10 protein-coding genes are annotated in these 11,726 nt (G+C 42.6%); 2 read left to right on the plus strand and 8 right to left on the minus strand.

Features of this window, described 5'->3' with window-relative positions; genetic code table 11:
* Both HYG89_RS13870 and HYG89_RS13875 read left to right on the plus strand, forming a co-directional pair.
* A partial coding sequence (locus HYG89_RS13870) for an IS30 family transposase (protein ID WP_178867988.1) occupies positions 1-187 on the plus strand: 187 nt, incomplete at its 5' end.
* Between the two features lie 57 nt (positions 188-244).
* Positions 245-490, plus strand: a complete 246-nt coding sequence (locus tag HYG89_RS13875) for a cytoplasmic protein (protein ID WP_225530414.1) — start codon at positions 245-247, stop codon at positions 488-490.
* 50 nt (positions 491-540) lie between these two features.
* On the opposite strand, the gene HYG89_RS13880 is transcribed toward HYG89_RS13875, so the two are convergent.
* The 8 genes from HYG89_RS13880 to HYG89_RS13915 all read right to left on the minus strand — a co-directional run bounded on the left by HYG89_RS13880 (position 541) and on the right by HYG89_RS13915 (position 11,563).
* On the minus strand, positions 541-1,131 hold the full coding sequence (locus HYG89_RS13880; RefSeq protein WP_004974831.1) for a tetratricopeptide repeat protein: 591 nt from the start codon (positions 1,129-1,131) through the stop codon (positions 541-543).
* Positions 1,128-1,721 carry a methionine biosynthesis protein MetW gene (metW, locus tag HYG89_RS13885; RefSeq protein WP_004974832.1) on the minus strand — a complete coding sequence of 198 codons (594 nt, stop codon included), beginning with the start codon at positions 1,719-1,721 and terminating at the stop codon, positions 1,128-1,130. Before metW ends, HYG89_RS13880 begins: the two co-directional genes overlap by 4 nt.
* On the minus strand, positions 1,721-2,881 hold the full coding sequence (locus HYG89_RS13890) for a homoserine O-acetyltransferase (protein ID WP_104852561.1): 1,161 nt from the start codon (positions 2,879-2,881) through the stop codon (positions 1,721-1,723). The genes metW and HYG89_RS13890 overlap by 1 nt, the downstream gene beginning before the upstream one ends.
* A gap of 93 nt (positions 2,882-2,974) precedes the next feature.
* On the minus strand, positions 2,975-4,672 hold the full coding sequence (gene leuA, locus HYG89_RS13895) for a 2-isopropylmalate synthase (RefSeq protein WP_178867990.1): 1,698 nt from the start codon (positions 4,670-4,672) through the stop codon (positions 2,975-2,977).
* 224 nt (positions 4,673-4,896) lie between these two features.
* On the minus strand, positions 4,897-6,006 hold the full coding sequence (locus HYG89_RS13900) for an alpha-hydroxy acid oxidase (protein WP_178867992.1): 1,110 nt from the start codon (positions 6,004-6,006) through the stop codon (positions 4,897-4,899).
* A complete protein-coding gene (locus HYG89_RS13905; protein ID WP_178867994.1) occupies positions 6,003-6,686 on the minus strand; it encodes a Fe2+-dependent dioxygenase in 684 nt (227 codons plus the stop codon). The genes HYG89_RS13900 and HYG89_RS13905 overlap by 4 nt, the downstream gene beginning before the upstream one ends.
* A gap of 159 nt (positions 6,687-6,845) precedes the next feature.
* Positions 6,846-9,080, minus strand: a complete 2,235-nt coding sequence (locus tag HYG89_RS13910) for a catecholate siderophore receptor Fiu (protein ID WP_178867996.1) — start codon at positions 9,078-9,080, stop codon at positions 6,846-6,848.
* Between the two features lie 293 nt (positions 9,081-9,373).
* Positions 9,374-11,563 carry a TonB-dependent receptor domain-containing protein gene (locus HYG89_RS13915; RefSeq protein ID WP_070153237.1) on the minus strand — a complete coding sequence of 730 codons (2,190 nt, stop codon included), beginning with the start codon at positions 11,561-11,563 and terminating at the stop codon, positions 9,374-9,376.
* Positions 11,564-11,726 lie beyond the last annotated feature (163 nt).

The raw sequence follows: 11,726 nt of genomic DNA on the forward strand, positions 1-11,726 counted from the left end.
TAGAAATGAAAATACGAATGGTTTAATCCGTCAATATCTGCCAAAATCATCATCGTTTGATGACGTGTCAAACGAACAAATAGAGCAGATAGAATTTGCACTCAACCATCGTCCTAGAAAAACACTAAGTTGGTATACACCGAGTGAAGTTATGGCTGGTTTTTATACTGTTGCACTTGCCGCTTGAATCCGCCTTTTAATACATACCAATTATGCTGAGATATAAAAAAATAGGGGAATCATGATGAGCAAAATTTCAGAGATCTACCGTTATTCGAGTCAGCACCGTACATTATTGCAGCAAAGTGAGCGTTCTGGCTGTTTTTACTGTCTGGAAACTTTTGCTTATAGCGAAATTGAAGATTGGTGTGATGATGAGCAAACCGCAATTTGTCCGCATTGTGGTATAGATGCGGTATTAGGTTCTGCTGCAGTAGAAGAATTCAGTCCTGAACTGCTACAGGCCATGCAGGCAGTTTATTTCGGATAAAACAAAAAGCACCCGAAGGTGCTTTGAGATCACTTCAAACGTAGTTAAATTTATTGCGCTTGAATCCATTGGTCTGCGCGGTCACGTGCTTGACGAATTTGTTCTTGAGTTAAGTTAGCTGCCAAAGCGGTTTTCTTACCTTCAGACAAAGAAATTACTTTATTGTCGAGCATGCCATCACGGGTAGATAACTCATACCACTGATACGCGCCCATATAGTTTTTCTTTTGTTCTTCCATCATGGCAAGGTTAAAGCTGGCACGGTTATCACCACGGCTAGCCGCCTTTTCAAAATATTGACGTGCTAAGACTTCGTCTTTTTTCGTGCCAATACCATCCGCCAACATACGACCTACATTTAATTGCGCAGCCGATAAACCTTGATCTGCCGCAGCTTTGTACCAAGCAAACGCTTGACGGTTGTCTTGTTGAACGTCTTTACCTTGTTGATATTTTGTCGCTAAGTAAAATTGTGCGCCTGCCTGACCTGCTTTGGCTGCTTTAATCAAGCCGTTAATATCCATGGTTGAATATCGAGCCGCTTGGCTCGCTACAGAAGATGACGGTGAAACATAATCTGCATGGGCTTGAATGCTCAACAGTCCAACCAATAGCGTGGTGCTTAATAATAGTTTTTTCATAGAGCGCTCACTCGATAAATTGCGACTTCACCAAACAAATTAGGCAGATGCTTACTGAGTAAACTATCTTGTTGATTCCCATTCACGGCAAGTCGGTTAATGATGCGAATATTATTTTCAGCACAAAGTGCCTCAAAATCACGAAACGTACATAAATGAATATTTGGGGTGTTGTACCACATATAAGGTAATGCATCTGAAACAGGCATTTTTCCTTTTAAGGCAAGAAAAGAACGAGTCTTCCAATGCGCAAAGTTTGGAAAGGTAATAATCGCCTGTTTACCCACACGTACCATATCTCTTAATAATACGTCAGGTGCATCTACTGCTTGCAAGGCTTGTGCCATGACCACATAGTCAAAAGACTGGTCTGCAAAACGGCTAAGCCCCAAATTCAAGTCTTGTTGGATGATATTTAACCCGCGACTGATCGCAATTGCAATCTTTTCTTGATCAATTTCTAATCCGTATGCACGAATATTATGCTGTTTGCTCATGTGTGCCAACAGTTCACCATCGCCACAACCCAAATCGAGTACTTTAGAATTGGGTTTAATCCACTTTTCGGCAAGTTGCTGATCAAGACGCATTACACGGCCTCCTGTGGGGTTGCTTGAAGATGTTCTGTTCCGCCCAAGAATGCACGCATGGCTTTCACGTACAGTGGAATTGGGAACAAGAACGAGTCGTGTCCTTGTTCGGCATCAATATCTAAATAGCTGACAGGTTTATGATTGCTAATTAGCGCATCCACAATTTCCTGCGAACGCTCAGGGCTAAAGCGCCAGTCGGTGGTAAAAGACACCACTAAAAACTTGCATTTTGTATTCGCCATGGCTTTTTGTAAGGATTGCTCGTATTCACGTGCAGGATCAAAATAATCCAGTGCCTTGGTCATAATTAAATAGGTATTGGCATCAAAATTACGGCTAAATTGTTCGCCCTGATAGCGCAAATAGCTTTCGACCTGAAATTCGACATCAAAACCATACATAAACTTGCCAGATTTTAAGTCACGACCAAATTTCTGTTTCATGGCTTCTTCAGACAAATAGGTGATGTGTCCGACCATGCGTGCCAAAATCAATCCACGTTTTGGATAGCTGTCATGTTCCAAATAACGCCCATGATGAAAATCTGGGTCAGATAAAATCGACTGACGCGCGACTTCGTTAAAAGCAATATTTTGTGCGGAGAGTTTTGGTGCACTGGCAATAATGACGCATTTTTTCAGACGATCAGGATAATCAACCGACCATTGCAAAGCCTGCATGCCACCTAAAGAGCCGCCAATAATTGAATACCAAACCTCAATGCCTAAACGGTCAGACAGCATGGCTTGGGTTTTGACCCAATCTCGCACCGTCACTAAAGGGAAGTCAGGGCCATAAGGGCGGTTGTCATTTTCAGGGTTTGGCGATGTTGGGCCAGTCGAGCCGTTACATCCGCCAATATTATTTAAGGCCACCACAAAAAAGTGGTTGGTATCAATGGCTTTTCCCGGGCCAATACAGGCATCCCACCAGCCTGCTTTTTTATCGTCGGCATGATGATAACCTGCAGCATGATGATGCCCTGATAGTGCATGACAGATCAGAATCGCATTGGATTTGTCGGCATTGAGCGTGCCGTAGGTTTCGACCATCAGTTCGAAGCGGGGTAGAACACGGCCACATTCGAGCTCTAGGGGTTCTTCAAATTGGAACTTTTCTGGAACAACAATGCCTACTGAGTCAGCTGGAAAAGACACGGGAATAATTCGCCTTAAATCCTGAGGATGAATAAACAAAAGGATACCACTTGGGGTATCCTTTTCAAAATGCTTTTATGCGTTTGCAGCGTTTTAAACTGCGGCAGCAACCACTTGATCCGTGCTTAAAACACCTTGCTCAATCAAGCGATTCGTACAAGCAATGATCGCATCAATTGATGAGGTCACAATGTTGTCGTGTACCCCTGCACCAAAGGCAGATTTACCTGTGCCTTTCACTTGCAATTCAATTAAAGCCAACGCTTTTGCATGTGCGCCCGAGCTAATACTGCGCTCTTCGTAGTTCAAGACATCAATTGGCAATTGCAATGCGTTTAAGATCGCTGAAATTGGGCCATTGCCTTCGCCACGTAAGTGCTGGGTTTCGCCATTTACTACAACATCTAGTTCAATGACTTGATTGCCATTTTCATCAGACAATTTGTAGTTTTGCGTTGCATATTGCGCATCTTTTACCGCAACGTAAGTTTCTTTAAACAAGTTCCAGATTTCGCTTGCGCTAATTTCTGTACCTTGTTCATCGGTACGCTGTTGCACAATTTGCGAGAATTCGATTTGTAAACGACGCGGCAAAGTCACGTTGTAGTTCGATTCTAACAAGTAAGCAATACCGCCTTTACCCGATTGTGAGTTGACACGAATCACTGCGTCATAGTCACGACCTAAATCTTTCGGGTCAATTGGTAAGTAAGGCATATCCCAAATTTCTTCGTTTTTCTGGAACTCAAAACCTTTCTTAATTGCGTCTTGGTGTGAACCAGAGAATGCAGTAAAGACTAAGTCACCTGCGTACGGATGACGAGGGTGTACTGGCAAGCCTGTGCATTCTTCAACTGTTGCAATAATTTCGTTGATGTTTGAGAAATCCAACTCAGGTGCAACACCTTGGGTGTACATGTTCAAGGCAATTGCCGCAACGTCTACGTTACCTGTGCGCTCACCGTTACCAAATACACAACCTTCTACACGGTCTGCACCCGCCATGATGGCCAATTCAGAAGCGGCAATACCACAACCACGGTCATTGTGACAGTGTACTGAAATGATCACGCCATCACGACGCTCAATGTTACGGTGCATCCATTCAACTTGGTCTGCATACACGTTTGGTGTAGACACTTCCACTGTTGCAGGCAAGTTTAAAATGACTTTATTGGTTGGCGATGCTTCCCAAATTTCAGTCACGGCATCACAAACATCTTTAGCCACTTCCAACTCAGTTGCAGTAAAACATTCTGGGCTGTACTGGAATACCCATTCTGTTTCAGGTTGCTTCGCTGCGTATTCTTTGACTTTGCTAGCTGCATTGATCGCCAATTGTTTAGCACCCGCAACATCAACATTCAAGACTTTGTTGCGGAAGGTTGGTGAGTTGGCATTATAAATATGCACAATCGCACGTTTAGCACCTTGTAAAGATTCAAAAGTACGTGCGATTAAATGGTCACGTGCCTGTACTAAGACTTCAATATATACGTCATCTGGAATATGACCTTCTTCAATCAATTTACGCGTGAAATCGAAGTCAACTTGAGATGCCGATGGGAAACCAATTTCAATATGTTTAAAACCAATTTTCACAAGCATTTGGAACATTTTGAATTTTTGTTCGATGTTCATTGGCTCAAAGATCGCTTGGTTACCGTCACGTAGGTCGGTACTCATCCAAATTGGCGCTTTGGTAATTTCGTTATTTGGCCATTGGCGGTCTGGTAAGTCGACACGCTGGTACATACGACGGTATTTTTTGCTTGGATCTGCCAACATCATGTGAAAACTCCTTGAATAGTAGCGGTTGCATCGCGTGGATAACGGCAACTTACTATAAATATAGATTGTGTCTATTCTATCAATTTACAAGCTGTTTTCAGGAGGCTATCGCTAAAAGTAGAATCATGGCACTTGTAAACCAATATCTGTATGTTAATTGATCTGCAAGGGTAATAATTCCCTGTTTTTTACAGATACTGCATGTGTTGTGAAATATTTTTCTGCTATTGGCTGTTTTGTTGATAAATATAACTGCTGTTGATTTGTTCGATGAAGTTTGTTCCCATAAGTGCCATTGTGACTTCAAATTCTTCTTTTAACAACTTGATAGTATGCGCTGCCCCTAGCGCGCCAGCAACTGCCAAGCCATAAATATACGGACGACCGACCAAAACTGCATTTGCTCCCAAGGCCAGTGCTTTAAAAATATCTGTGCCACGACGAATCCCACTGTCTAATAAAATTGGGAAATCGTGCGATAAAATTTTTCGCATCGTGCCTAAAATTTGAATTGGGCTGACCGCGGTATCTAAAATTCGGCCACCATGATTAGACACAATAATACCGTGTGCTCCGTACTGATATGCCTGCTGCGCATCGGCAGGATGTAAAATACCTTTGAGTAAAATAGGCAGTGGACTGTGTTGTAGCAACCAAGCAATATCTTCCCATGTGGCAGCCTGCTGCATCAATCCATCAAAAAGAGGGTGCTGATTTTCCTTAAGCGGAGTGGTATTTACAGATGATTGATATACCGCCCGAATATGTGCAGGCAATTGAAAAGCAGCGCGACGTTCCCGATCTCGAATGCCCATGTGCGGTGCATCAACCGTGAGTACAATGGCTTGATAGGCATAGTGTTGCGCTTGAAAAATCAAATCCAAAGCAGCTTTACGACTGCCTTGCCAATACAGTTGAAACCATTTTGCCGCGCCCGAAACCTGATTCAGTGTGCTCATTGAAGTGGTACTTAAATGACTGAGAATCATGGGGGCTTGTAGGGCGGCTGCCGCTTGCGCTGTGGCAATTTCGCCCTGTGGATGAAACAGTTGTTGGTAAGCCACGGGTGCTAAAAAAATTGGGTGTGGATACTGTTCGCCCAAGAGCTGAATTTGCGTATTTGCCCCTGCAAAAGTATTTAAATGACGGGGCAATAATTGAATATCGGCAAACGCACGTAAATTGTTGTTCAGACTATATTCATCGCCTGCAGCGCCTTCTAAATTGGCCCAAGTGGCTGCATCTAAATGTAATTGCGCCTGTTTTTGATAGTCGGCAATGGTGTGTAAATGTGGCGGGATGTGATTCAAAGCTGCCAATGGCGTGGTATTCATAACTGACTCCATTGACGAATCAGATTGTGATAATGTGCGGTTAGTGCCAATACTTCTGCTGTATCTCCAAGTTGTTGACGCAATTGCATAATAGTCATATCTAAATTGAACAACATACTGCGTTGCCAGTCATCTTTGACCATACTTTGACACCATGTAAATGCTGCAATTCTTTGACCTGCGGTGACAGGTTCGACTCTATGTAAACTGGTGGCAGGGTATACGATGGCATCGCCTGCATTGAGTTTAACCGCATGGCTACCGTAACTATCTTCAATGATCAGTTCACCGCCCTGATATTCTTCAGGCTCACTTAAAAATAGGGTCATGGATACATCGGTGCGAATCGGGCGTCGTACTTGTGCACAATATTGCACGGCATTATCGACATGATTGCCATAAGTTCCTGTGTTTTGATAACAATTGAACATGGGTTGCAGAATGTGCAGCGGCAAGGCAAAGGACTGCAATAAAGCCTGTTGTTTTAGTGCACTGAGGATGTCTTGTGACAGAGTTACATAGCTCGGATGCTGCAGGTCAAATTGTAAATTCTGTTTAATTTTCTGTGCTTGTGCGCCTGCACTGAATTGACCATTTTGCCATGCAGCTGCAGTGTCCAATTCAGCGCGAATCTGTTGGACTTGCACTTTGCTAAGAACTTCTGGAATGTGAAGCATCATATCGATTCTTCCTGAAAAAGTTTTAATTCAAACAGCCGAATATTCGACAGCGTTGTTCAACATGCAAAGTTCGAGCGATAGACAGTATGCAAAATGATCTATCCCTCGAACCCATATCTGCAGCCTGTTTGTAGAGGAACACAGATTAGCTGCAACAACTTAGAACTTGTAATTCAAACTGAGTGCTGCTGAGCGCGGCTGTCCAAGTACAACGCGACCACCACCATTGTTTAACGTGCTGATGTATTCTTTATCGGCAAGGTTATAAAGGTTTAAATTTAACGAGGCATTTTTGTTGAAGTTGTAGCCTGCCAATGCATCAAACACGACATAGCCTGGAATATTTGGCATGTTGGCTGGTGCGTTGCTGTCAGTCACAACACGTTTTTGTTCATCGACATAACGCGCGCCCAAACCTAATTTAAAGCCCGCCCAGTCGTAGGTTGACCATAAACTTGCAGTCCATTCAGGCGACCAACGTTCCGATAAGGTTGTGGCACTCGTTGAACGTTGATTGAGTTGTTTCACTTTCATGTGCGCAACGCCTGCAGACAAATTCCAGTTTTCGGTCATTTGACCAACGGCACTCAACTCAATGCCATCGACCCGTTTTTTACCCTCTTGTACAGCAAGCTGAGAAATTGGATCTATAGTCGATTGATTTTCATTTTCTGTACGATACGCTGCAGCAGCCAAAGCCAGCTTGCCTTGGAGTAACTCCCATTTGCTGCCTACTTCATAATGATGGGTTTCTTGAGGCTTGGCATTGATTGCGTCATTGCCCGATTCAGACAGGCTAAAGTTGGCGCTGCCGGGCGGAGTCAGCGATTTTGCATACGCAGCGTAAATGCTGCTATTTAACGTAGGCTTATACACAGCGCCAAGTTTCCAACTGAACAGCGTATCGTGGGTGCTCAGATCTGTGGCCACCAAAGCATTTCCCCCACGTGGCAGAGTAAGCCCTTGATAATCTGTTTCATAATAATCGACCCGTACGCCACCATTCAGTTGAAAATGCTCCCCAAATTTTAGAGTATCAAATAAATATGCGGCTGCCGTTTGGGTTTCACCATCGGTATAACCGCCATTATAAATAAGCGCTGGCATGGCTTGATTGCGGTCTGGGTGATAAAGATTGGCCCACGGTGTATCGGCAGTGGCTTCGCCAGGCAGCTGGGTTGCCATGAGTTTGCTAGATTGCTGTTCTTTTAAAAACTCCATGCCTGCAACAACATCATGCTGTACTGCCCCCGTTTTGACACTCCAGTTTAAAGTGCTTTGATTGGCCAGAATTTTATTTTCTTGATCGACGCCTTGGCGGGAGCGGTTCACTTCCCATTCGGCAGGGTTTGATGAACCATTGGTTCGAAGACCATTTGCACCTGTATTGATGCCTGTTAAAACCCGATTCATGTGGGTTTTCGCTACACGGGTGATATTGGTCAGTTTGAGTCGATCTGTTAAATCACTTTCAATTTTTGCGGTGAACATATCAGCATCGACATCTTCATAGTCATTGACATGGCCATAAAAATTCTCCCGATTGACTTTAGGCGCAGTGGCTAACAGTGAATCGGTATTGTAAAAGCCTTGCATGCCCACAGTTGGAATGCCACCATCTGGAATATTGCGTTGTCTGATGTGTTGAGAATATAAATACAGGCGTGTGGCAGTATTTAATCCAAAGGCAATAGAAGGGGCGATGGCATAACTATTGTTTTCAATATAGTCGCGTCCTTCTATGCCGCCTTCTTGACCCATCACATTCAGGCGAAAGGCGGTATTTGGATTGATAGCCTGGTTAATATCTGCAGAAAGTCTTGTATGTTGTGCTGTGTTGTAAGTTGCAGAAATTTCCTGACTGCTTTCACTTTGCGGTAATTTGCTGACCAAATTGATATAACCCGATGCTGCACCACGACCCGCTTCTGAACCCGATGGGCCTTTGACAACTTCAATTTGATCAAGGTTAAAGACATCACGGCTGATAGCACCTAAATCTCGAATACCATCGACATAAGTTGAGGTTTGGGTAGAAAAACCTCGCATTTGAAAGGCATCGCCTGCGCTGGTATTACCATTTTCTCCCAATTGTAGAGTAATGCCTGGAGTGTTGCGTAAGGCTTCAACCAACGAGGTTGCACCTTGCTCCTGCAAAATTTCTTTTTTAATTACAGATATGGTTTGTGGAGTATCCAACAACGGCTGTGTGTATTTTGCAGAGCTTAAACTGTCTGCCTTGTATTTGCTTTCGGCTTCTGATTTAACCGTAATGGTAGGTAAGTGGGTGACGTCATCTTCAGGGCTTGCGGCATGTGCAAGTAGTGGAAGAGAGGCGGCTAAAGCCATCAGTTGCGCAGAGCGATTGTGTTTGCTGCTTTTGATCTGTGCCATTTATGGTAGTTCCCTAAATGTAAACCAACAGGAGGCCACGCTTTATTCAGCGTTTTTAGTTCAAGATGAATAAAGTGTGAAGTTGTTGTTATGACGTCTATAACAAGTGTTGCTAATTGTATTGAGAATCATTATCAACAACAATGTGTGGGGTGACACTTTCTTTTGATTCTTATTTGAAAATAATAATCATTATCAATATTTTTATTTAATAAAACGATGTAAACGTGAAAGGCTTGGGAATAAAGACAGAAAACCCTGCCGAAGCAGGGTTTGAGAAATATAAAGCGAGTTTAGAATTTAAAGGTTGTACTCAATTGAACACGGCGACCTTCTTGGGTGTTGCTGTGGCGGTTGTAATAACTGCCATCAATTAGTTCGTAATCGGTAAAGTCTTTATCAAAAACATTGTACAGTGCGACACCAATATCCCAATTATCGTTTACGGTAAAATTAGAGCCAATATGGAATAAGGCATAAGATTTAAAGTCACCTAATTCATCATAAACCTTTTGGTTGGCAGCAGTTAAGTTTTCATAAGTTGATGTAAAACGAGCACGCTCACTTCGGTATTCACCACGAGCCCATAGATTCACGTAATCAGCTGCTTGCCATTTTAAAGAAGCATTTACAATATGTTCAGGAGTATCGTTTAAAGGTGGATTACCCAACTTGGAATCTTTAATTTCGGTTTCTGTCCAAGTGTAATTTAGACCAAATTTCCAAGCAGGGATAAACTCCCAATTGAAACCAGTTTCGATTCCATAAACCTCGGCTTCTTCTGCGTTAGTTGGACGAGTAACATTCCATGAGTCTGCTCGTGTTTGCCCTTTGCTTTTATAATAATCCATGGTCCACGGTGTTCCAATGGAGTCCATAAATGCTTCACAAGCTGCTTTATTGGTATCTGTGTCACATTTTAGTTCAGCATTACCATTTACAATTTTATCTTCTACCTGACTATAGAAGGCAGTAATGTTGGCATCAAAATTATCGTTATTATTGAAATATGCAGCTAACTCAAAGTTGTTGCTCGTTTCTGGCTTTAAATTAGGATTACCAAAAACTGGGTTACGTCCCTGGCCGCTGACATTATAAATACCATTGGTTAAGCGTTCTAAACGTGGTGCTTTATATCCTTCAGAATATCCGCCTTTAAATGTCCAATTGTCATTTGCATTCCAAACGAGGTACGCACGAGGTGTCCAAAAATCACCAAAAGTGCTGTGATCATCAAAACGTAGACCTAAAGTCAGAGCTAAGCTATCCGTTAATGCCCAAGTATCTTCTGCAAACAAACCGAGTTGATCAAAAGAAACTTCTTTATTCACACGTAAGCCGTCTTTAATGCTTGCATCCCACCATTGACCGCCTAGTGTTATGTTGTGCCCACTAAAGTGTTGTGTGGTGAACTTTGTATCAAAAATAGTATCTTCACTCTCAAGTAAGCGAGGTGTGACAGTTTTTGACAAATTCTGAGCACGTGCTGGAATTAAACGTCCTACAGTTTCGGTCTGAGTATTGCTAATACTTGAATCCAAAGTACCAATATCGGTACGCCAAGTATGAGCTAGAACTACTTTTTCACGATTATATTCTTGAGAGGAGTTATATCCTCCATCTGCACCTAAAGTACCCAATTGCCCTTTACTATTGTCATACCATTGTTCGGTTTGCTCATATTCAGCAGAAATATCATGATTATCATTAGGTGTTAGTGTTAGGCGAACACCAAGAGTTTCTAAATCAGATTTGGTTGGGCTGTTACCTTGAGATAACTCGGTATCTGAATTGGCATCTGGGGTTATATGAGATTGATCACGCTCCGCTTTACGGCCACGTAATTGAATACCAAGTAAATTTTGAATTAATGGACCAGTAACGTAGGCATCTACTGAGCGTTGATTGCCAAAATCTGAATAGTTTGGGTTAATTGTCCCTTCGAGTGTGACAGCACCTGTCCATTCTGGTGAAACTTTTTTGGTGATAATATTAACGACACCGCCAATGGCATCTGAGCCATAAAGGGTAGAAGCGGGTCCTCGGATAATTTCAATTCGCTCAACTGCAGAAATTGGCGGAATGAAACTGTTATTCGATTCACCAAAACCATTAGGGGTAATATCACCTGTACTGTTTTGGCGGCGGCCATCAATCAGTACCAACGTGTATTCAGCATCCATCCCGCGAATACGAATATTTAGTCCGCCTGTTTTTCCTGCTGTTGGACTAATATCAACCCCTTCCACATCAACTAAGGCATCAGCAATGGAGTTGATACGTTTATTTTTTAAATCTTCTGCGCTAATGACCGTAATTGATGCAGGCGCATCCTTAATTTTTTGTTCAAAACCTGCCGCTGAAACCACAATTGTGGAAAGTTGGTGGGTTGAAGTCGAATCGGTAGAGGTATTTGCGAAAACAGCAGTAGAGGTTGCCCCAAGTAATGCAAGACACAGCGGGTGTAGGTTGAACTTAGCCATAAAATTATATCTCTAATATGAATCAATGATCCTAATTCAGACCTATATGGTAATTAGAATCATTCATGAAGGAGTTGGTTAATAATAATGATAAGGATTCTTATTTACAACAAGAAATATACACAAAGTTGAAAATTTACAGAAAATAGCGTGACGATTAAAA

It is taken from the genome of Acinetobacter sp. SwsAc5 (assembly GCF_013391485.1).
GTDB lineage: Bacteria > Pseudomonadota > Gammaproteobacteria > Pseudomonadales > Moraxellaceae > Acinetobacter > Acinetobacter towneri.